This is a genomic window from Epilithonimonas sp., assembly GCF_032055105.1.
GTDB lineage: Bacteria > Bacteroidota > Bacteroidia > Flavobacteriales > Weeksellaceae > Epilithonimonas.
On sequence record NZ_DAMBRK010000008.1, the window covers coordinates 120,897 to 143,756 of the forward strand.

23 protein-coding genes and 1 riboswitch are annotated in these 22,860 nt (G+C 34.4%); of the genes, 7 read left to right on the top strand and 16 right to left on the bottom strand.

Features of this window, described 5'->3' with window-relative positions; genetic code table 11:
* Positions 1-4: 4 nt before the first annotated feature.
* Together RTY06_RS08860 and RTY06_RS08865 are read right to left on the bottom strand one after the other, a co-directional pair.
* The gene (locus RTY06_RS08860) at positions 5-1,516 is read right to left on the bottom strand and encodes a carbon-nitrogen hydrolase family protein (protein ID WP_312824321.1); all 1,512 of its coding nucleotides are present in this window, start codon (positions 1,514-1,516) and stop codon (positions 5-7) included.
* 297 nt (positions 1,517-1,813) lie between these two features.
* Positions 1,814-2,509, bottom strand: a complete 696-nt coding sequence (locus tag RTY06_RS08865) for an NAD-dependent deacylase (RefSeq protein ID WP_312824323.1) — start codon at positions 2,507-2,509, stop codon at positions 1,814-1,816.
* 481 nt (positions 2,510-2,990) lie between these two features.
* Positions 2,991-3,093, top strand: a riboswitch (SAM riboswitch).
* Positions 3,094-3,196: 103 nt separating this feature from the next.
* Here RTY06_RS08865 and RTY06_RS08870 point away from each other — a divergent pair.
* A complete protein-coding gene (locus RTY06_RS08870) occupies positions 3,197-5,977 on the top strand; it encodes a TonB-dependent receptor domain-containing protein (RefSeq protein WP_312824325.1) in 2,781 nt (926 codons plus the stop codon).
* 209 nt (positions 5,978-6,186) lie between these two features.
* Here the strand turns inward: RTY06_RS08870 and RTY06_RS08875 are convergent, their stop codons facing one another.
* From RTY06_RS08875 to RTY06_RS08930, 12 genes are all read right to left on the bottom strand, one after another.
* The gene (locus RTY06_RS08875) at positions 6,187-8,883 is read right to left on the bottom strand and encodes a copper-translocating P-type ATPase (protein ID WP_312824327.1); all 2,697 of its coding nucleotides are present in this window, start codon (positions 8,881-8,883) and stop codon (positions 6,187-6,189) included.
* A 228-nt stretch (positions 8,884-9,111) separates the two neighbouring features.
* Positions 9,112-9,597: a hypothetical protein gene (locus RTY06_RS08880; RefSeq protein ID WP_312824328.1), complete on the bottom strand. Its 486-nt coding sequence runs from the start codon at positions 9,595-9,597 to the stop codon at positions 9,112-9,114.
* Between the two features lie 87 nt (positions 9,598-9,684).
* Entirely contained in the window at positions 9,685-10,119 is a 435-nt protein-coding gene (locus tag RTY06_RS08885; protein WP_312824329.1) for an Imm63 family immunity protein, read from the bottom strand.
* Between the two features lie 19 nt (positions 10,120-10,138).
* Positions 10,139-11,035: an EamA family transporter gene (locus RTY06_RS08890; protein ID WP_312824331.1), complete on the bottom strand. Its 897-nt coding sequence runs from the start codon at positions 11,033-11,035 to the stop codon at positions 10,139-10,141.
* Between the two features lie 69 nt (positions 11,036-11,104).
* Positions 11,105-12,016 carry a hypothetical protein gene (locus RTY06_RS08895; RefSeq protein WP_312824333.1) on the bottom strand — a complete coding sequence of 304 codons (912 nt, stop codon included), beginning with the start codon at positions 12,014-12,016 and terminating at the stop codon, positions 11,105-11,107.
* 88 nt (positions 12,017-12,104) lie between these two features.
* Positions 12,105-12,644 (bottom strand): helix-turn-helix domain-containing protein, encoded by a 540-nt coding sequence (locus RTY06_RS08900; protein WP_312824335.1) that lies wholly within the window; start codon positions 12,642-12,644, stop codon positions 12,105-12,107.
* Between the two features lie 5 nt (positions 12,645-12,649).
* Positions 12,650-13,186, bottom strand: coding sequence for a DUF2199 domain-containing protein (locus RTY06_RS08905; RefSeq protein WP_312824337.1), 537 nt, complete (start codon positions 13,184-13,186; stop codon positions 12,650-12,652).
* Positions 13,187-13,204: 18 nt separating this feature from the next.
* The gene (locus tag RTY06_RS08910) at positions 13,205-13,765 is read right to left on the bottom strand and encodes an AraC family transcriptional regulator (RefSeq protein ID WP_312824339.1); all 561 of its coding nucleotides are present in this window, start codon (positions 13,763-13,765) and stop codon (positions 13,205-13,207) included.
* A 93-nt stretch (positions 13,766-13,858) separates the two neighbouring features.
* Entirely contained in the window at positions 13,859-14,191 is a 333-nt protein-coding gene (locus RTY06_RS08915) for a multidrug efflux SMR transporter (RefSeq protein ID WP_312824340.1), read from the bottom strand.
* A gap of 12 nt (positions 14,192-14,203) precedes the next feature.
* A complete protein-coding gene (locus RTY06_RS08920) occupies positions 14,204-15,217 on the bottom strand; it encodes a YncE family protein (protein ID WP_312824342.1) in 1,014 nt (337 codons plus the stop codon).
* A gap of 38 nt (positions 15,218-15,255) precedes the next feature.
* Positions 15,256-16,221: a DUF6268 family outer membrane beta-barrel protein gene (locus RTY06_RS08925; RefSeq protein ID WP_312824343.1), complete on the bottom strand. Its 966-nt coding sequence runs from the start codon at positions 16,219-16,221 to the stop codon at positions 15,256-15,258.
* Between the two features lie 3 nt (positions 16,222-16,224).
* Positions 16,225-16,653: a hypothetical protein gene (locus RTY06_RS08930; protein WP_312824344.1), complete on the bottom strand. Its 429-nt coding sequence runs from the start codon at positions 16,651-16,653 to the stop codon at positions 16,225-16,227.
* Between the two features lie 185 nt (positions 16,654-16,838).
* On the opposite strand from RTY06_RS08930, the gene RTY06_RS08935 reads away from it, so the two are divergent.
* Both RTY06_RS08935 and RTY06_RS08940 read left to right on the top strand, forming a co-directional pair.
* Positions 16,839-17,918, top strand: coding sequence for a histidine kinase (locus RTY06_RS08935; protein ID WP_312824345.1), 1,080 nt, complete (start codon positions 16,839-16,841; stop codon positions 17,916-17,918).
* Positions 17,915-18,640, top strand: coding sequence for a LytTR family DNA-binding domain-containing protein (locus tag RTY06_RS08940; protein ID WP_312824347.1), 726 nt, complete (start codon positions 17,915-17,917; stop codon positions 18,638-18,640). Before RTY06_RS08935 ends, RTY06_RS08940 begins: the two co-directional genes overlap by 4 nt.
* A gap of 68 nt (positions 18,641-18,708) precedes the next feature.
* Here the strand turns inward: RTY06_RS08940 and frr are convergent, their stop codons facing one another.
* Complete coding sequence (gene frr / locus RTY06_RS08945) at positions 18,709-19,263, bottom strand: ribosome recycling factor (RefSeq protein ID WP_116036670.1); 555 nt, start codon at positions 19,261-19,263, stop codon at positions 18,709-18,711.
* Between the two features lie 96 nt (positions 19,264-19,359).
* A complete protein-coding gene (gene pyrH / locus RTY06_RS08950) occupies positions 19,360-20,067 on the bottom strand; it encodes a UMP kinase (protein WP_116036668.1) in 708 nt (235 codons plus the stop codon).
* A gap of 182 nt (positions 20,068-20,249) precedes the next feature.
* Here pyrH and porQ point away from each other — a divergent pair, with 182 nt between their 5' ends.
* The 4 genes from porQ to RTY06_RS08970 all read left to right on the top strand — a co-directional run bounded on the left by porQ (position 20,250) and on the right by RTY06_RS08970 (position 22,858).
* Positions 20,250-21,248 (top strand): type IX secretion system protein PorQ, encoded by a 999-nt coding sequence (gene porQ, locus RTY06_RS08955; protein ID WP_409450838.1) that lies wholly within the window; start codon positions 20,250-20,252, stop codon positions 21,246-21,248.
* A gap of 67 nt (positions 21,249-21,315) precedes the next feature.
* Entirely contained in the window at positions 21,316-21,993 is a 678-nt protein-coding gene (gene cmk, locus RTY06_RS08960) for a (d)CMP kinase (protein ID WP_312824353.1), read from the top strand.
* An 87-nt stretch (positions 21,994-22,080) separates the two neighbouring features.
* Complete coding sequence (locus RTY06_RS08965) at positions 22,081-22,458, top strand: YtxH domain-containing protein (protein WP_312824355.1); 378 nt, start codon at positions 22,081-22,083, stop codon at positions 22,456-22,458.
* A 91-nt stretch (positions 22,459-22,549) separates the two neighbouring features.
* On the top strand, positions 22,550-22,858 hold the full coding sequence (locus tag RTY06_RS08970) for a hypothetical protein (RefSeq protein WP_116036664.1): 309 nt from the start codon (positions 22,550-22,552) through the stop codon (positions 22,856-22,858).
* Positions 22,859-22,860: the final 2 nt, after the last annotated feature.

Consider the following 22,860-nt stretch of genomic DNA (forward strand, 5'->3'; position numbering starts at 1 on the left):
AAATTTAACTCTGGTTTCTCAAAATCACGTCGTATAAATCCTGTCTTCTGTCTGTCAGGGTTTTAACAGCGCCGTTGTAATGCAATTCTTTTAAAAGATTGAGGTCAACATCCACAATCAAGGTCATCTCTGTATTTGGTGTAGCTTCTCCTTTTATAGCGTTGGAAGGGAAAGCAAAATCCGAAGGCGTGAAAACAGTGGCTTGACCAAATTGTATATCCATATTATTAACACCAGGAAGGTTACCTACACAACCGGCAATGGCAACATAACATTCGTTCTCAATCGCTCTTGCTGCTGCACAATGCCTTACACGGGTATAAGCATTTTGAGTATCTGTGAGATAAGGAACGAAGAGGATTTTCATTCCTTGGTCAGCCAGCAATCTTGGTAACTCCGGAAACTCAACATCATAACAGATGATCACTCCGATTTTCCCACAATCTGTGTCAAAAACTTTAATTTCGTTTCCGCCGGTCATACCGTAGTATTTTCGTTCGTTAGGTGTGATATGGACTTTTCTGTATTCGTCAATTTTTCCGTCTCGGTGAAGCAGATAACTCACATTATACAATTTTCCGTCTTCCAAAATCGGCATACTTCCGGAAATGATATTCACATTATAGCTGACAGCAAATTCGGAGATTTTTTCTTTAATTTCTTCTGTTAATTCAGACAGTTTTTCCATTGATTCCCTTTCATTCATATGATTGAAAGGAGCGAGTAGAGGTGTGTTGAATAACTCCGGAAACAAACAAAAATCCGATTGATAACCCGCAACAGCATCCACGAAAAACTCAACCTGCTTGTAAAAATCCTCTAGATCTTTCAAGGGTCGCATCTGCCATTGGATCAATCCAAGACGAATCACACTGTCCTGCATTGTATTTTTCTTCGCCGTGTAATAGATGTTGTTCCACTGGAGAAGAACTGCATATTCCTCAGATTCTACATCGCCTTTAAGATAACCTTTTAGGATTTTTACAGGAGAAAAATTATTTCCGATTTGAAAGCTCAAAACAGGGTCATAGATTTCTTTATTTCGTACTTTGTTGATGTATTGTCTAGGTGACAATTCCTTGCTGTAAAGATGATAATTGGGGATTCTTCCACCAACGATGATTGACTTTAGGTTCAGGATTTCACAAAGTTCTTTTCTTGCATCATAAAGTCTCCGACCTAATCTTAAAGCACGAAATTCTGGGTCAACAAAAACCTCGATTCCGTAAAGGACATTACCATTGTTGCTATGTGTGTTGAAACTTTCGTTTCCTGTGATTTCATTATAAGTATGCTGATCTCCGAACAATTCGTATTGAACGATGATTGATAATGCTGCTGCTGCCAATTTTCCGTCCACCAAAATACAGATTTGTCCTTCTGCGAAAATGGAGGTCAGTTTTTGGATATTCCGTTTGCTCCAGACATTATCATCAATCTCGGGATAGGCTTTCCGCATAGCTTCTGCCAGCTCATCATAATCGTCAATACTTAGTTTTCTGATTTCTACCTGCATAGTTTATATATTTTTATTGATTAACCACAAAAGCCACAAAAGAATAAATGAAGAAAATTTTAGTTGCTTTATAAATTTAAAATAAGTTTCTGGTAACTTTTTCTATTTTCAGCAAAGAATTCTAAGAATCTGTTTTTAAAATTATTCAAGTATTTATTTTCAAATAATTTTTGTTTGCTACAGCCCTAAAGGGAGCAAAACTCACTATAAAATTTCATTAAAATTATACTCTTAAAGGTTGTGAAAATAATTTTGATGAAATTTAAACAGGCTCTAAGCCTTACCCTTTTTGTTATTTTATCTATATTTTTTGATTAAAATTTCTTTTAATTGCTTCATTCCTTCTGTTGCTGAGGACTTGATGTAATTCTCATTCTTGGTAAAAGAATTAGGAGTGTCAAGATTGGGATCGATGACAAAAACTTCGCAATGCTCAGGCACATATCGGATCACAGAAGCGGCAGGGTACACCTGCATACTGGTCCCGATGATCAAAAACAAATCTGCTTGGGAGGCTATCTCTATCGCGTTGTCCATCTCGGGAACCATCTCTCCAAACCAAACAATGTGTGGGCGGAGTTGCGAACCATCTGGGTGCAGATCTCCTACTTGGATATCATCTGTATAATCAACAATTTTACTATTCTCATTCACAGATTTTGCTTTGGTCAACTCGCCATGCAGATGTATGATTTTGGAAGACCCGCCCCGCTCGTGCAAATCATCCACATTTTGTGTAATAATACTAACATCAAAAAAATTCTCCAATTCTGCAAGCAATTTGTGCGCCGTATTGGGTTCTACTTCTTTTAGTTGTTGTCTTCTGGCGTTATAAAAATCCAAAACCAGTTTTGGATTGCGTGCAAAACCTTCGGGCGAAGCCACATCTTCTATACGATGATTTTCCCAAAGACCGTTATAATCTCGGAACGTTTTTATCCCACTTTCTGCGGAGATGCCTGCTCCGGAAAGTACAACTAGTTTTTTTTTCATCGTTTTATACATTCCTCAAAATTAAAAATTTAGAATCAATTATCTTAAAATATATTATGAATTGTGATAAAAAAGGATGTTTTTTTTACCGATGATATTTTTGTACTATTTGTATGTTTTAACGATTGTTTTCTGCTTTTTTCCTAGGTTTCTTCGGGCGTTCTTCGGTAAATTAATTCTTTTTCCGAAGAATAACCGAACAAAACCCGAAGAAATGCCTTAAAAAATTGCAATTTTTATTTTAAAAGTTTTTATTGTTGGAATTATGAAAGTCGTAATTTATATGAGAATAATTTGAGATTTTAGTAATTTTTATAATTTGTTTTGAGTTTTGTGTTGGTTTAAAAATTTTATAAAATAAAAGATTGATTATTAGTTCTTTAAATGCTAATGGTATTTATTATATCAAAATAGTATGAATTAAATTTGCTGAAGAAAAATTCTTGTTATACTTTTGCATTGTGATAATGAATTGCTGTCATACTTATTAAGAAAGACCGAGGGAACTGACCTATTGAAGTCTTAACAACCTGCCACTTTGGTAAGGTGTTACATTCAGCCTTTGAAAAAAGGAAAGATAAGTTGAAAATGTTTAATTGCGGTTGTAATGCCGTCTCAATATAACTTCTTTCAGACTTGTCTGGGAGAAGTTTTCTTTTTTTTGTATAAAACGTAAAATTTAAAAATATGATTCAAAAATCGATGTTTAATTCTAGTAAAAGAGCTGTGGTATCTACAGCCGTAGTTTTCTTTTCAGGAATCTATCTAACCCAAGCTCAGGAAACCAAACCAGTGAAAGACACAACTTCTGATAAACAAATCGAAGAAGTTGTTCTGGTAGGTTCTAGAAGTGGTGGACGCTCCAAAGCGGACAGTCCCGTTCCTGTGGATGTTTTTAACTTAAAAGACATTCAGCAAAGTTTGCCTCAAACCAACATCAATCAAATACTGAATACAATTGCACCATCTTTTACTTCAACCATTCAAACCAATGCTGACGGTTCTGACCATTCGGACCCTGCTCAGTTGAGAGGATTGGGACCAGATCAGACTTTGATTTTGATTAATGGAAAAAGAAGACATACATCAGCTTTGGTTAATGTAAACGGTGCACCAGGAAGAGGAACTGTTGGAACTGACCTGAACGCCATTCCTGCTTTTGCTTTAAGTAAAATTGAAGTTTTGAGAGACGGTGCTTCTGCGCAATATGGTTCTGATGCGATTGCCGGAGTTATGAATCTTCAATTAAAAAGAGATACTGGAAAACTGACAGGACAGCTAAATTATGGGGGATATCTTACCAATGCTGCCAAAGACCATACAGGAAATTATGATGGACAGCAATTCCAAGTAGATTTGAACTACGGAAATAAAATAGGAAAGAGAGGTGGTTTCTATAACCTGACTTGGTCTTCCCAGTTCCGTGATCCTACTAGGAGAGCAGGAACAGAAAGTGGAAACATCTACAACGCGTACAATGCTATCGAAAAAAGAGCATCCGAAAACGGAGTCAATCTTTCTTCTTACTTCAACAACATCAATAACTTGAAAGGTACAGCCGGGGAACAAGATTTCGTAAACCTAATTCATCAGTATGCTCAGGGTGTTGGTTATTTTGACTCTGGTTTCCAGAATAATATCCAGAATGCTAATTCTATTACGGCTTTACAAGCACTTTTGGGAGCTAACTACACTGATCAGGAATTGGCTTACAGAGGTCAAACTAGAAAAGACTTCAACATGCAAGTGGGACAGTCTAAACTGAATAATCATCAGCTATTTGCTAATATAGAAGTGCCTTTGAATGAGGATTGGAAAGTTTATACTTTTGGAGGGTATTCAATCCGTGACGGACAGTCTGGTGGTTTCTTCAGAAGACCAAATCAATCCAGGACTTTTACAGGTTTGTATTTGGATGGATATTTGCCAGAGATCCATACGAAGATTCAGGATTTGTCATTATCGGCAGGTGTTAAAGGAAAATGGGACGGTTGGAATGTAGATTTCAGTAATACATTTGGTCAAAACAGTTTTGATTATACGATTGAAAACACGGGCAATACAAGTTTGAGATTCAATTCTCCAAGTTCTTTCAGAGCTGGTGGATTGCAATTTTTACAGAATACAATTAATTTAGATTTCAGTAAGCAATTCGATGTTTTCCAAGGTCTTAATGTCGCTTTCGGAGCAGAACAACGCCACGAGAATTTTAAGATCAATCCAGGAGAGGAAGCATCTTACACCGCTTATGATGTGAATGGTAATCCACAAACAGCAACTTCGGTTAATCCAACAGACTTCTTTGGAGCTGCACTTGCAGGTGGTTCACAGGTTTTTGCAGGTTTCCGAGAAGCTAATAGAACAGATAGAAATAGAAATGCTTACGCTGCTTATGCGGATGTAGAATTTAATTTTACCAATTGGTTCTTGGTAGATGCGGCGGTGCGTTATGAGGATTATTCTGATTTTGGTTCAACTTTCAATTATAAATTGGCTTCAAGAATCAAATTATCAAAAGATCTTAACTTCCGTTTTGCTGGTTCTACAGGTTTCCGTGCGCCTTCTATTCATCAGATTTATTACAACACAACATCTACACAATTTGTAAATGGTAATTTGAGAGAAGTAGGAACTTTCAGTAATGATTCTGCTATTGCAAAAGGTTTTGGTATTCCTAAATTGAAGCAAGAAACATCCAAATCTGTGAGCGCCGGTTTTGCCTATAAAATTCCATCATTGAATTTGAACATTACTGCAGATGCTTATTTCATCAGAATTGATGACAGAATTGTATTGACAGACCAGTTTAGTAGGTTTTCTAACCCAACAACAGATGAGCAAAGACTCGTGAATGCTGAGTTTGAAAATGCAAATGTAAATGCGGCTCAGTTCTTTGCCAACTCCATCGATACCGAAACCAAAGGTCTGGATGTAGTTATTAGCCATCACGCTAACCTAGGTGCATTTAAATTGAATAATGATTTTGCTATCAATTTTAACGAGACCAAAAAAGTAGGAGATATCCATGCTTCCGATTTGTTGAAAAATGCAGGATTGGAGACTTCTTATTTTGGTGAAAGATCTAGAGTTTATCTGGAGGATTCTGTTCCAAAAATCAAAGCTAGTTTTTCTAATAACTTGAAATGGAACGATTTTAATTTCTATTTAAGAAACACTTATTATGGAAAAGTTTACGGGGCAGATGTCGTAGATGCTAATTTTGATGGTGTGATTCTTCCAAATGAACATCAATTGATTACAGACAAAATCATTACAGATTTATCCATTGGTTATGACATCAGTAAGAATTTTAACCTAACACTTGGTGCTAATAACTTGTTTGATATCTATCCAACCAGAAACATTGCAGCATCATCTAACAATGACCAATTTGTCTATTCTAGATCCACAGCACAATTTGGACAGAATGGTAGATATGTGTTCAGTAAGCTGACAGTTTCTTTTTAATAAAACGTTTTTTTAAGGTTTTTATATTTGTTTTGAAATGGCATCGGGAGTTTTCTCGATGCCGTTTTGGTTTTTTGAAACCACAAAAGTCACAAAAGATTTTATGTTTTTTTAGTTTGTCAAAAAGTTCATCAAAGTTTTGTAATTAATCTTTTTTGATCTTGAATTAAATCTAATTTCATTCCCTTTTGTGACTTTTGTGGTTTAACTCAAATCTCCAGCTTTACATTATTCAACCTCAAAGAATTCAAAATAACAGAAACAGAACTGAAACTCATCGCCGCCGCAGCAATCATCGGACTTAATAAAATTCCGAAGAAAGGATAGAGCAATCCAGCGGCTAACGGAATTCCCAAAACGTTGTAGATAAAAGCAAAAAACAGATTTTCTTTGATGTTTTGCAATAGTTTTTCACTCAATATTTTTGATTTTGCTACACCGAGAATATCGCCTTTTAATAATGTAATTTCGGCACTTTCTATCGCGGCATCAGTTCCTGTTCCCATTGCAATTCCGATGTTAGATTGAGCTAAAGCCGGAGCATCATTGATTCCGTCTCCGGTCATTGCTACGATTTTTCCTTCGCTTTGCAGTTTTTTGATTTCGTTCATTTTGTCCTCTGGGAGACAATTGGCTTTGTAATGTTGGATTCCCAATTCTGTTGCGACAGCTTTTGCGGTATGTTCGTTGTCGCCGGTCATCATTATCACTTCGATATTTTGAGAATGAAGATAATCGATGGCTTGTTTTGAAGTGGCTTTTATTTGGTCTGAGAAACTTAAGAATCCAAGAACTTTTCCATCTTTTGCTAAGTAAGAAATGGTTTTTGCTTGCTCTTGACTTACAATTACTTTTTGTTTTAAATCTTCGGGAATTTCAATATTGAAATGTTTTAATAAAGCCTCATTTCCTAATAAAACTTCTTCTTGATTAATGGTTCCTTTTACACCTTTTCCAGAGATATTTTCGAAGTTCTGAACTTTTTCTAGTTGTAAGTCAATATTGTCACGCGGAGACTCTCGAAGCGCACTTAAAACCGCATTAGACAAAGGATGCTCAGAATTCTGATTTAATGAGCCTGCTAATTTTAAAATTTTTTCCCGTTGGTCAACATACGCTTCGCTTGATTCATTTTTATCTGTATTTTCAAGTGGTTCAATATGGTCAAGACTTGGTTTTCCTTCTGTCAGAGTTCCGGTTTTATCAGTGATCAGAACATTGATTTTGTGCATCTCTTCAAGAGCTTCCGCATTTTTGATTAAGATCCCGTTTTGCGCACCTTTTCCAATTCCGACCATTAGACTCATTGGAGTTGCCAAACCAAGTGCGCAAGGACAAGCGACAATCAGAACCGCAACAGCATTGACGAACGCATAAATCAACTTATTCTCTCCTCCGAAAATATACCATAAAACAAATGTTAGAACAGCAATCCCAATAACAGTCGGAACAAATATCTTTGAGATTTTATCTGCCAATTTCTGAATAGGAGCTTTGCTTCGGCTGGCTTCGTTGACCATTCTGATGATTTGAGAAAGCAAAGTTTCATCGCCTACTTTTTCGGCTTTCATCAGAAAACTTCCGTTGCCGTTAATCGTTCCCGAAGTGACTTTATCATTAGATTTTTTCTCAACAGGAATTGGTTCTCCTGTAATCATTGATTCATCAACATTGGAATTACCTTCGATGATTTTTCCGTCAACAGGAACTTTTTCACCAGCTTTGACTCTTAATATATCATTGATTTTAACTTCTGCTAATGATACTTTTTTCTCGTTTCCGTCAACAATCACATTGGCTGTGTCGGGTGACAAATTCATCAAAGCTTCGATGGCTTTTCCTGTTTTCATATGCGCTCTGGCTTCCATCATTTGTCCCATTATGACTAAAGTCAGAATCACACAAACAGATTCGAAATAGAGTGGAACGTTTCCGCCGTGAGCCAATTCGTGAGGAAGAATATTTGGAAAAAATAATGCTATCAAACTAAATATCATTGCAGATGCAACACCTAAAGCAATTAGCGAAAACATATTGAGATTCCAGGTTTTGAAGGAAACCCAGCCTCGTTTCATCACAAACCAACCTGCATAAAACAGAACCGGTAACGTCAGAATTAATTCTAAAATCCCTTGAACCTGCTGAGAAAATGGCCAATCAATGAACATCCCACCCATCGATAAAATAAAAACAGGAACAGAAAATCCTAAAGCTGTCCAGAATTTTCTCTTTAATAATTTGTAAGTTTCATCTTCGTGGTTATTATCTTTTGATGGTTTTGGAACTAGGTCCATTCCGCAAATGGGGCAATTCCCGGGTTCGTTTTGTACAATCTCAGGATGCATTGGACAAGTGTATTCAACAGCTTTCTTTTCTGGGATTTTGACTAAATCCATTCCGCAAACGGGACAACCCACGTTGGAATCATAAACCTTATCGCCTTCACAGAACATTGGGCAATAGTATTTTCCAGCGTTTTTTGATTGATTAATTGTTGGTTTATGATGATTGTGAGAATGATGTTGATGAGTACCTTCGGCTCCGCTAGGGGTCACACTGTTGTCCACAAGTTCCTGCGTGATTTGCTCCAAATGCATATGACAAACCGGACAACCGGAATCTGATTCGTAAGTTTTGTCGCCTTCGCAGAACATCGGACAAAAATAGTCTCCGATTTTATCTTTAAAACTTTCCGGCAAATTGGTTTTTGAATAAGTTTGGGGTTTGTTTTTGTGGTCTTCGCGTTCTTCTATCGGAACTAGGAACATATTACAAACCGGACATCTGCCTTGTTTGAAATAGAGTTTGTCTCCTTCACATTCCATCGGGCAATAATAGACGGAACTTGGCGAAATTCTTTGATTAAGATGTAGATGGTCGTGATTATGATGATTGTGATTTTCCATTTTTCTTAAATTTTTTAACACAAAGTGCACAAGGTTTTTGATTAGTAATTCGATGTTTTTACGGTCACAAAGATTACTTAGCTTCGCTCAGGTTATTATTAATTATACAAATTTCTAAAAAATAGAATGAATGAACTTATAAATAAATGGAAATATGTTATATCCAATTATAACAAAAACCTTCAAGAATTTTGAAGGTTTGTTCTGTAAGATTTATTTTTAAGAAAATTATTTTCTCGGTTTCAAAGATAGGTTATCCACATAAACAGCTTGATGAACACCATTCAAAAGAACTTTCAAACCTACGTGGCTATCTTTTTTCAAACTGATATGGATGACTTTTTTCTCTTTTGTAATTTCTTGAGGTTTAGCTATGGAAACAAAAGATTTTGGGTCAGATGTTTTTCCAACTGAGAAAATCTCCAATGAAGTTTCTCCACCGTTATCTGTGATATCAAGACTTAAAGTATAGTTTCCTGCTTTTACTTTTGGTGTAATGAGATACATATTTTCTTTTGGATTTGTCATCGAATAGAAAATGACTTTTTTCTCACTAGCGTAAAGCATTGCTTTTCCTTTTTGAACTGTCCAGCATTTGTCGATATCTTTCCAAGCATCAAAATTTTCTGTGATTGAAGAAACAGTCTTACATTGTGCATTGATGGTCAAAAGTCCTCCTAAAGTCAAGATTCCTCCGAATATTAGTTTTCTCATTTTTAATTATTTATTGTGATGTAAAAATAGTTAAAAAAGCTTGTGTTGTAAAGTTTATTTTTAATGAATCTAAATAGGGTTTGCTTTTTAAAACTTATATTGAATTTTATCTCGGAAGGGATGATGTTTCAATATATCCTTATGTTCATTTTCCTTTTTTTCTTTCCAATCAATAGAAATCAATGATAATAATTCTTCTTGTTTTCTAAAGAAGATTCTGCGAGAGTCAAAATTTTCATTTCTATTTTGTAATTCATAGTCTAAAGCTTGCCTGAAAGTAATTATATCAAAAATCCAGTAAAGTAAATCATCTAAATTTTTTGTGATTTTTCTTTCCAATTCATTTCCACGTTCAACAATTATGAAATGGAGATTTTGTAAACCATCAATTTCAATATTAGGTTTTGCTAAGTCTTCCTGATTTCCGAATGTTACAAAAGAACTTAAATCAACTTTATTTGGAAGTTTTTTTATCAGATTTTCAACAATATTTTGAATGTCATTAATATTTAATTTTTCCATTTTTATTAATCTTTTAAATTCAAACTTTCTCCATCTTCAATCTGAAAATTTCTTTTGCATTGAACACAATTACTGCAACAAATATCAACGCATATGCACAAATCTGAATCGGGCTCAATGGTTCTCCGTAAACTGTGCTTGCTAAGATAAAAGCAATGATTGGATTGATATTCAGAATCATTCCCACTTTGGAAGATGCAATTCCGCTCAATGCAAAAAGATTGAGTAATAACGGAATAATCGTGTACATCACCGCAATGATTTCTACAAAGAAGTAGAACTTAAATTCTGTTGGAATCGGTCCGGAATAAGCTGGAAAAAACGGTAATAAAATCAAAGCCGCGATAATCATATGGAAATTGAGAACCAAAAACTTATCAAATTGGCTGTTCTTCGTCTGACTCACAAGATAACACGCATAAGTAAAACCAATGATACTGCTGTAAAACATATCGCTCAAACTGGTGTATGACAAAAGCAAACATCCCAAGAAACTCAGAAAAACAGATAACCATTGCAGTTTTGTGAGTTTATCTTTGAGGATGAAATAAGCCAAAATCGTTGTAATAATCGGGCAAACGAGATAAGCTACTGAAGTTGCTCTCACATTCACGTGATTCATCACATAGATAAAAGAAAACCAATTCGCAGTCAACAAAATACTGCTAACAACGTTCAGTCCAATCGTCTTTTGTTTGCCTTTTGCAGGAAGCGATTTGAAATAATCCAGATTATTCTTCAGTTGCTTTCTTTTGAAAAGTAGGGAAATCAAAGTCATTATCAGCGCACAACTAAAAACTCTGTAAAACAGAATGTCCAAAGAAGCGTAAGAATGAAGCGGTTTCAAAACCAAACTGAATGTTCCCCAAATGGAGAAAGCGACAATTGCTGCGAGATAGAATTTTAGATTATTCAAGTCGTTGTTTCATTTAGAATCAATTGCAAAAGTAGCTATCTTTTGGAGGAATTCTATTATAAATTAGGATTAGTTTAGTCCAAATTTATTATCAACACAATCAATAAAAATGCTGTTGTTCAGGAAGATTTTATTGCCCAGCATTCCCGTCATTCCAGAATACTTCATCATAGAAAACTGCGCATCGGAAAAACCTTCAACATAAGTGACTTGTTTGACAGGAATCTGCAGATTTTTGAATGTGATATTTTCATTACAATCAGTCGTGTAAGTTGTCAGGACGTTGTTCCAAGATTGTTCTTTTTCGATATTGATTTTTGAATTTGGTGTTTTTAGATTTTGCCATTCTTCTTTGTAGGTCAGCAATTCGTAAGCGCTGGTTCCGGAATCGTATAAGAATTTTCGTTTTTCACCTTTCAAAGTTCCATTAATAACAATTCTTCTTTTCTTGAATTTGAATTCAAAAAGTTGATTTTTAAATTCATTCGGGATTTCATTCAGATTAAAAACCACTTGATTGTTTTTTAAATTAATCACGGTTTTTCGGTCTTCCAAAACATCAGAACCAATTGTTCCAAGGATTTTAATCGAATCCTTTTCTTTATTTTTTCCTTTATTAAATATTTTAAATCGGTTGGATGAAATCTCGGTTTTTCCAATAAAGAAAGAAGTTTCAGCCCGTTCATTATTGATAGAAATTTCTCTAATGTTTTTTATCGAATTGGAATAAAATACCGTGTAAGGCGAACCTGTATCAAGTTGCATATAATAAGTCTCAGGATTTCCGGAAAAATGAATCGGAAGAAGCAAAACGTTTTTCTCATTTCCGAGCCAAGTAATCGGGATGTTTCCGCTTTCGTTTTTGACGGTTAAATAATTGTCTTCCGGCGTAAATTTCTGGTCGAAATAAATATATCCGCCAACCAATATCAAAACCAAAACGGCTAAGAATCCTAACGCTAATTTCTTAAAAAGTTTCATTGTCAAATTTTTCTGCAAGATTCGGTTTTTGAAATCGAAATTGCTGTGAAAATGATATGACAATTTTACGTCAGTTTTGTGACTTAGGTTATAAGAAGTTGTTTTTCAGTTTTATAGAGAGCGTATTGTTTTGATTGAGACTGATTCCATTTTTGATTACAATCCAAAGTTTGATGACGATAAAAGCAATTAATGGAATTAAAAACAATGGAAATTGGATAGAAAGCCAATGCTGAATAAACGGACTTAATATCAAAGAAATCGAAACAAAAAGTGCCAAAATAATCTGAACACAAATAATACTTTTTCCCAATTCTCGATTAACAGAATCTTGAGTTTTATAAGTCAAAATCGTAGGAAAAATAATCCCGCCAAACGGAATAATCATTCCGGATAAAGCAGAAAGATTGATGAGTTTTGCTCTGTCGATTGGGATGATTTCTTTCTTAGAAAATAGATTTTCCGGTTCAATTTCCAAAGTCTTTGCAATGGCTTTCAAAGTAAAACCTTTTGGGATATTTCCGGACTCAATTCTTTGAATGGTTCTTAGCGAAAGTCCGGATTTTTCCGCTAGCTCGGTTTGAGTCTGGTTTTTGGCTTCGCGAAGGGTTTTGACTTTGGATTGCATAGGACTCAGTTATGCTGTTTTTCTAAAATATTTTGAACTATTTTTTGAGCTTTTTCTAATGTAATTCCATTTTGTTGGTCAAAGTATAATGGGTGATTTTCATCAATGATTTCAAGCGATGGAATTAAGCCAACTTCATTTTCTCTTGAAATAGTTTCCAAATGAAAAGTATCAAAATAAGTTGGGATTTCATTTTCAAGCCAACCAAAATATGGTTCGTTATCAGTGCGCTCAGAATTGTTCCAATCATCATTTCTTTTTATGAAATTTTCTTCACTGATTGTTGTCCAAATATCAAAATTCAAATTTTCTGAATAATCTAAAATTGGAATTTCTAACCTAACTCTATGAAAGAAATATTTTTCATCAATAACACAAAGGCTTTTTTGATATTCTATTCTGTTTTCAATTTCATCGTCTGGAATCGAATAATAAAAAGCTGGATAATCATTTCCAAATGTCATAGGAATATTGTCATAGATTTTTCCACAACAGTTACATTTGAATTTATTCTCTTTATTTTTGAGTTTAAATAGTTTCATTGTAATTAGATCTATTTATCAAACCTTATCCAGCGCAATCCTCTTTTTCTCTTTAGAATTCAGAAATTGAGTAGGAGAGAAACCTGTGATTTTTTTGAACTGATTGGAAAGATGTTGAACACTTTTGTAACCCAATTTTTGCGAAATCTCTGTCAGATTCAATTCTTTGTAAAGCAAAAGTTCTTTCACTTTTTCAATCTTTTGAAGAATGAAATATTGTTCCAAAGTCACATTTTCGTTTTGAGAAAAAAGCTTGGAAATAGAACTGTAATCTCTGTATAATTCAGAACTCAGAAACTCAGACAAAATAAAATCATCGCCCAAATCTTCTTCAGCAATTTTTGTGATCATCAAGGTTTTGATTTTCTCGATTTGCTTTTTAGAAGAATCTTCCAAGATTTCAAATCCGGTTGATTTGAGTTTCAAGTTCAACGTCTCGAGTTCTTTATCTGAAATCTGATTCTTCGTTTCAACTTCGCCTAATGAAATTTGATTAACTTCAATTTTCAAATCCTCCAATATATCTTCCACCGCAGAAATGCAGCGGTTGCAAACCATATTTTTGACAGCAATTTTCATCTCACGAATTTAAGGAATTATGCTTGAAAAATTGAATGTTTGTTTTTTAACGTCGTGCCACAAAGATTTAAGAAAAAAATGTAGTGTCCAAGTTTAATGCGCAGATGATTTGGAGAAAAGATTAATAATCACCACACCTATCACGATAAAAGCAATCCCTAAAATAGCAGGAAAATCCAATGATTGTTTATAAACAAAATAGCCAACCGTGGAAATCATAACAATACCAACAGCCGACCAAATGGCATAAGCGATACCAATTGGAATAGTTTTAATCGCAAAGGTCAATAGGTAAAAAGATAATGCTATTGCAACAATGAATATCAATGTTGGCAGAGGTTTGCTAAAGTTTTCTGTCTTTTTGAGGAATGATGTGCCAATGGTTTCACAGATAATGGCAGCTGCAAGGAAGAGGTAGTTTTTCATTGGTTTTGGTTTTTATAAAGCAGTTGTTGTAGAAGTAATACCATCTGGTCTCGCAATATTAATTTTTTTGATTTCTTTTCTTTTCATTAAATCAATAACAGAGATATAATTGTTGGGAGTACAGGAAATGAACATTCGGTTATTTGGTGCATCCATAAAGATACCTGCACCTTGTCCGATATTCATTTGTTTTTCCAATTGATGATTTTTGAAATTATAGAATAGCAAATCGCCAGTTTTTACACTTACGATGCAAACTGCTTTTCCGTCCGGTGTGATTCTTAATCGATGTAATCCCAAAACTTTGGTGTCGATTTCGGTTTTTACTTTTTTGTTTTCTAGGTCAACGATAACGATTTTTCCGTCGGGTTTTGCTGTCCATAATTCTTTTCCATCTTTAGAAATATCAAAACCTTCTGCCTCTAATCCTACATCTACCAAAGTCTGTCGCCATTCTAGTCTTGGTTTTGCATTCGGAGGAAGAACACCTGTTGGAGGCATATAAGGTGGGATCTCTTTCTTTTCATAGATGCTTACAGTTCCAGATTCTACATTGGTAGTATAGAAACGATTGCCATCAGGTGTGACATAAAGAAGATGTGTAAAATCCTGACCTGTCCCAAAAATCTGCTCTGTCTGATTTTTATTAATGTCATAAACAGCAACCGCTTTTGAACCCTGCGCCGTAAACCACAGTTGATTCTCATGATAAACCAAACCGTGCGGAATATAAAGCGGAGTAGTATCGATGGTTTTCTCGTGCTGAAGAGTTTTCATATTCACGATTTCTATCTGATGTCCGCTCGCATTCATCTGTGGACGGGAAATGTAAGCAAAAGTTTGTTCCGGATTGGTGACAATCTCGTGCGGGTCTTCTCCCACAGGGATTTTGGAAACGACTTCTAAAGTTTTGTAGTCTAAAACGATTAGGCTTTTTTCACCTTTGGATAAGGCTAAAATATAATTGGACTGGGCAGAAACAAAATTAGAAATGATTAGAATAATAAGATAAAAAGCAGACTTCATTAGATTCGGAAATATGAATCTAAATTAAGGAAAGATTTTTACTTCTGTCTCGGTTTTCCAAAAGGATTGTAAGAGATTCCTACATTGAAATAGAAAGACGGTTTGGCATTCATATCGAAGATATAATCCTTGAAAGAATCTTCTTTAGCAAATATCCGTGAGGAAGGTGTTGCACGTAATCCTGCTTTCAAAGTTCCAATTAGATTATTCCCCAATTTATGCTCATACATTGCACCGGAATTGATTTCCAACTGTCGGAACTCGTAACGTTTGCCATCGGGATAGAGATAGAAGTTGGTTCCGTCCATCTCGGTTCCAAGGGAAAGTCTTCCGTTTTTGAAAATATCTTTTCTCATCACCACCTTTTTCGGTAAAATCACATCAGCAACCCAACCATTACCGAATCTATGCTCATAAGTGAAAATAGGCATTGCGGGAACTTGTGCACTTGGGTCGATAATTACAGCAAGACCGACGGTCATTTTGGTGTCGGCTGTAGCTTTCAAGACAAGACTAGCTGTTAACATTCCTCGGATTCTTTCAAAATTTTGTTCGCTACCGTCCACAGATGCTGTTGCAGAATAGATGGCTATTTTGTTGAATAGTTTTGAAAATCTTGTTAAGCTCAACGCTTCCGAATGATAATGGAAGTTTTGCTCATTGTTGAACAAAGGCATTTCGTTTTCAGACTCTAGATGTGTGAATCTGTAATTGAGACTTGTGCTCAGCATCCATTTTCTATTCTTGATGAAATAGACATTGGCATTGGCTTTTACCTGCTGATAGTTTTTGATTTTGTTTTCTGGCAAATCTGCGTCATATAACTCGGGAGAGAATTTATAAGGTGTCAGTTGAGTGAATTCTACATTCAGGTCTCTTGTTTGAGGGAATTTGTCTGTGACAAAAGCTACTACTTTTTGCGGAATACTGTCTTTCTTCTGCGCGATGATTTTGTTCAAAGGCAAAATAGCCAATGGAAGAATGATTTTATTTAGGATTTTCATAGTTTATTTTAAAGAATGGATGGCAGATTGAAAGAAATTAAAAATGAATATTTTGCTGTAGAACAAATCGATTCCATTCTCTTTGATAAAATCTAAATGACGAGAAAAGTTTGTAATATTATCTTCTTCCACAAAAACAAACCAAAGTTCCTGAAGCTGATTCTGAGTTTTAAATGCTACCGAAGTCAAAAGGTCCAATTGCAAATCATATTTGAAATCATAGAATAAGATTCCTTTTCTTACATTATCTTCTTCGATGATATTGATAAGATGACTGATATAGTCGATAACCGTCAAACTCTGATGATAAGAATCTATAAACTGATGCAAATCAATAACCTGAATTACTTTCTCCTCCTGTTGAGACGGTGTCATATAGAAACATTCTAAATCTATCTGGTCTGTTAACTCCTGAAAAACGTTAAGCTCCATATTTTTTTAAATTTTACAAAGCAAAGGAATGGAGAATAACTATTGAGAAATGTTTTTTTATACAAACACCTTGATAAATTATACCAAATCCCCAGTCCTGAAAATTGGTATAAAAAACTTCGGGGTTCGTATAATATTATCAGGTTTGTGACCGTTATTAGTTATTTTTGAATTTTCAAAATCGTATGCTGAAATATAAATCCAAAGAATTAAGAGATCATTTTTTCATTGATCTGCTGATCAAAGATCAATATAAGATTTTACGGCATATTGTATTTCTGCTTTTCTTTTTTGTATTGCTTTATTTTACCAGGTTTTGGCATTGGTACAAAGAACCTTACAGATACGCTATTATATCTGTGGTTTATGTATCACTTGTTGTGATGATGTATGTGAATATTTACATTCTTGTTCCTTTTTTCTTTTTCAAGTCACATTACATCGGCTATTTTGCTTTGTTAATCTTGATGGGAATTGTTAATCTTAATCTTATCGGTTATTGTTTTGAACATTTTTTTTCTGATTATAGAGTAGAATCTTTAAGATATGAAGATAGAAAAGGAGGACTTTACGAAGGCATCATAATGTGTATTCCGCTTATTTTTATGAGCACAACTGTAAAACTATTACAGAAATGGATAAAAGACAATCAGAAAATCACAGAGCTTAGTAATCTAACTCTGAATATGGAATTGAAAGAATTGCGAAACCAAATCAATCCGCATTTTCTATTCAATATGATGAATAATGTAAAAGCTCTGATAAGGACAGATCCAGAAAAAGCAACTATTGTTATCATCAAATTGTCTGAGTTTCTGCGTTATCAATTGTATGAAAATAACGAGGAAAAAACCTTGTTAACATCAGAAATCGAATTCTTGTCCAACTTCATTAATCTGGAGAAAATAAGGAGAGAAAACTTCAATGTTGATATCAAAACCGAAACATATAAAAAGCTTCTGAACATGACTTTTATTCCACCGAATCTATTCACAACTTTTGTAGAAAATGCAGTCAAACACAGCGTTGAGATAAATGGCGGAATGTCTTATGTGAATATTAATATAGAAATCAAAAATCAACATTTGCATTTTAGCTGTATTAATTCCCGAAATCCAAATTATTCCCTATCCAATGAAAAATGCGGAGGTCTTGGATTAGCGAATATCAAACGACGACTGGAACTTTTGTATCAAGACCAATTTGATTTGAAAACCACTTTAACAGATCAAGAATACATTGTTAACCTAATCATTCCGATATGAACTGTATAATCATAGATGACGAACCATTGGCAAGAGCAGAAATGCGGTCACTAATAAAAGAAGTATCGAATATTGAAATATTAGAGGATTTTTCAAATGCTTTGACAGCTTTGGAATTTCTTAAAACCAATGATGTTGACCTTATATTTCTTGATATAGAAATGCCTTTGGTGACAGGTCTGGAATTCGCAGAACAACTTCCCAAACAAAGTTTGATTATCTTCACAACAGCTTATTCCCAATATGCTTTGAAAAGTTATGAGTTGGACGCGATAGATTATCTTTTGAAACCAATTGAAAAACAGCGACTTGAAAAAGCCATCCAAAAAGCAGAATTATATAATCAATTACTTTCTCAATCTACAATCAAAAATACGATTGAATCCAACACCAATGATTTTCTTTTCATTAAATCCGAAAGAAGATTTTATAAATTGAAGTTCGAGGAAATCAAATTCATAGAAGGTCTCAAAGATTATGTTGTCATCCATACGAAAACGCAAAAGCTAATCACAGCAATGAATCTAAAAACAACACATCTGAAATTGCCCGCTGGAAAGTTTCTACGTGTCAGTAAGTCTTATGTGGTTAATATTAATTTCATCGATTCGTTTGACAATCATAATATTTTTGTTGATGAATCGGAGATTCCTTTAGGTGAGGTTTTCCGTGCAGAGTTTTTTCGGGTTTATTCTGGAGGATCGCTTAATTTGGATAATTAGAAAGTCAATAAAAAACCTCGTTCAAAAAATAGAAACGAGGTTTTTTTATTTCATTTAAAAATATAAGATTATACTTTTAAGATTTCAGCTTCTTTTACTTTCAAGTGTTCATCAGCTTTCTTTACATAAGCGTCTGTCAAATCTTGGATGTCTTTTTCTACACCTTTAATAAGGTCTTCTGCAACACCATCCAATCTTTTCAGTTCTTTGTTGCCTTCTTGTCTTGCGTTTCTGATAGTCACCTTTGTTTGGTCTGTTTCGCCTTTAGCTTGTCTTGCCAATTCACGTCTTCTTTCCTCTGTTAAAGGCGGTACATTGATGATAATAACATCACCATTATTAGAAGGTGCAAAACCAAGGTTAGAGTTTACAATTCCTTTGCTGATTGCTCCCAAAGCTGTTCTGTCCCAAGGCTGTATAGAAAGCGTCATTGCATCTACTACAGATACGTTGGCAACTTGACTAAGTGGAGTTGGAGCGCCATAATATTCTACCATTACGTCCTGAACCATAGATGTAGAAGCACGTCCGGCTCTGATTTTTTGAAAAGCGTGTTCCAAATGCTTGATTGCAGCATCCATCTCTTGCTTTACCGATGCTACAATGAGTTCTAATTCTTCCATTGTATATTTAAAATTTGATAATTGACACATATTTTATGAATGATGAATTATTAATGATAAATGATTTTTATACAAATATCAAAAATCAATCTTCATTTAAACGTTAACCAGTGTTCCGATATTTTCTCCTTCGATTAGTTTTTCTAAGTTTCCGGATTTATTCATATCAAAAACGATGATTGGTAATTTGTTTTCGTGGCTTAGTGTAAAGGCAGTCATATCCATTACTTTTAGGTTTTTTTCAAACACTTCGTCAAAAGACAAACTGTTGAATTTCACTGCATCTACATTTTTTTCTGGGTCGCTGTCATAGATTCCGTCAACTCTTGTTCCTTTTAAAATGACATCAGCATCTATTTCGATTGCTCTAAGAGTTGCAGCGGTATCTGTTGTGAAGTAAGGATTCCCTGTTCCAGCTCCAAAGATTACGACTCTTCCTTTTTCAAGGTGACGTACAGCTTTTCTTTTGATGAATGGTTCAGCTACTTTGTTCATTTCGATAGCAGATTGTAATCTAGTCATTATACCGGCATCTTCCAAAGCTCCTTGTAGAGCCATCCCATTGATAACCGTGGCTAGCATTCCCATATAATCACCCTGAACTCTGTCCATTCCTTTAGCTGCGCCAGCTAATCCTCTGAAAATATTTCCACCACCAATTACGATTGCAACTTCACAGCCTTTGTCGACTACTTTTTTGATTTCGACAGCATATTCTTTCAGTCTGTCGTTGTCAATCCCGTATTGGCGTTCTCCCATTAGTGCTTCACCACTTAGTTTCAGGAGGATTCTTTTGTATTTCATCTATATTTTGTAATTACTTTTTATTTTGTCAATTGAAACATCTGAATCAAGATTTCAAAATTATTTTAAAATTTGACAGTGCAAATATAATGAAAGGAAAAGAATTACGTTAATGAAAAAGATAGTCGTATGAAAATTTTGATAAGCGTCAAAATAGATTATTTTTGCAAAGCTAAAATAGAGTGTTGAAGAAGTTTTACAATCTTTTTTTTATCGTTATTTCGAGTGTGGTTTTTTCTCAAACAGGAACCACGGTTTATCAATTTCTTAATATTCCCATTTCTCCAAGACAAGCTGTTTTGGGAGATGCGATTTCTGTTCGTGATTACGATGTCAATTTTACGGCAGCTAATCCAGCTCTTATGAATCTTGAGATGGATAATATGTTATCTGTAAATTATGCATCTTATCTTGCAGATACAAAAATTGGTAGTATCAGCTATGTGAGGGATTTGGATTATGGGCACCTTATGTCTTTCAATGCAAGATATATGGATTATGGATCTATACCTAGAGCAGACGAGAATGCTGTTGTTAATGGAGATTTTTCTGCAATAGATGCATCTGTTGGAATTGGTTATGCTTATCAGTTCGAGGATAATTGGACGATTGGTATTAATGCGAATTATATTACTTCAAAAATAGATACCTATTCATCATCTGCTATTACTGGAAATGCGGGTGTAACTTATTATTTTGATAAAAGTAATGAAACACTTTCTTTAGTTTTTAGAAATTTTGGTTATCAGATAAGACCATACAATGGAGTAAGGGAAAGGTTGCCTTTCCGAGTAGATCTTGGTTATACAAAAATTTTGGATCAATTTCCGGTGGCATTAACTGTCACTGCACACGATCTGCAACAGATGGATATTTCCTCCACAACAGATATTAATGGACAGGAAACCAAATTTGGTAGGAAAGTGTTGGATCACTTATCTTTTGGAGCAGAATTGTTTCCAGGGCAAGCTTTTAATCTTAGATTTGGATACAACGTAAAAAGAGGCGGCGAACTGGCAGTTTTGGATCAAAGAAGTTTTACTGGGCTATCAGCAGGTTTTAGTATTAAGATTTCTTCTTTCCGTTTTGATTATTCCCATATGCGTTATCACAATTCCTCTAATGTCAACATGTTGGGGCTTACAATGGATTTGATAGAACTTGGAGGGAATAGGAGATAGTTCCAATACTTTAATTTTCTTAAATATTTAATTTTTATTTTTTTGACATACTTATTACATTTGCAGTATGACAAAAAAACCGGTAATTGCTATCGATGGCTTTTCATCCACAGGGAAAAGTTCGATTTCTAAGATTATTGCTAAAAGATTAGGTCTTATCCATATGGATACAGGTGCTCTTTATAGAGGAATCACTTACTTTGCTTTACAGAATTGTACAGACGAAAACAAAAAACTGGATATCCATAAACTGATTTCTAACCTTCCAAATATTAATCTTGAGTTTCAAAACATTGATGGTGAATTGCAATTATTTCTTAATGGTAAAAACATTAATAAAGAGATTCGATTTCCACAGGTTTCTGATAATGTAAGTCAGGTAGCAAAGGAGGCAGATATCAGAAATTTTTTATTGAAAACTCAACGCGAAATTACAGAAAAGGGCGGAGTCATAATGGATGGCAGAGATATCGGAACTGTTGTCTTGCCGAATGCCGATTACAAATTTTTCATGACAGCAAGTCAGGATGAGCGTGCAAGAAGACGTTTTCTAGAATTAGAAGCAGCAGGAGAAAAAACGGATGTTGAAACTGTGAAGCAAAACCTAATTACCAGAGATAAAATTGATAGCGAAAGAGAGGTTTCTCCTCTGAAACAAGCAAATGATGCTATTCTTATTGATAATACGAACATTAATAAAGAAGAAACCATCGAGCTCATTTTATCCTTTATTAAAAAGTTTTAACAAAATTTTAAGAATAGGTTTCTTTCTTTGGCATTTTAGTTGTAAATTTAGAAACATCAATATATAATTAACACAAAAATAATAACAATGTCAAAAAAATCAAACTCAGCAGCGGTATTAGCTGCATTGTTGGCGGGAGCTGCGACAGGTGTAATTTTAGGATTACTTTATGCACCAGAAGAAGGTAAAGAAACAAGAAAAAAAATCAGAAACAAAGCTAACGATCTAAAAGATAAAGCCGTTGACGAATATGGTAAAACTTCTGAAATTGTAAAAGACAAATATTCTGAAGTTTCTCACAGCGTGAAAGATAAATACAACTCTTTGTCATCTACTTTCAAAGAAACTGCTCAAAACGTAGCATCTACCGTAAAAGATAGCTATGACAAATATAAAGATCAGATTGTTTCTAAGACATCTGATGTTGTAAAAGACGTAGAAACTGAATTGGACGGTTTGAAATAAGCCTTATGATTAGTTTTCTCGGAAAGGAATTTAGTCTCTAAATTCCTTTTTTTGTAAATAAAAGTGTAATTTTAAATTTAATAAGATTCTTATGATTGATATAATAAAAGATTATACGACCAAACGTCTGGACCTTCTTAAGCTCCAATTCACAGAGAAATCTTCACTATCTGCCGGGATTATTGCTTTTCTTTCGATTGTATTAATAGCATTCTCATTTTTTATTATTCTTTTTAATTTTGGAATTGCGTTTTTAATTGGGCAAGCTATTGGGAGTGTGGCATATGGATTTCTTATTGTAGCTGGTTTTTATTTTGTATTGATGATTGCTGTATTCTTACTCAAGAAAAAGATTGTAACAGTAATTGCAAATCAAGTTATCGAATTTTTAAAAAAATAAAT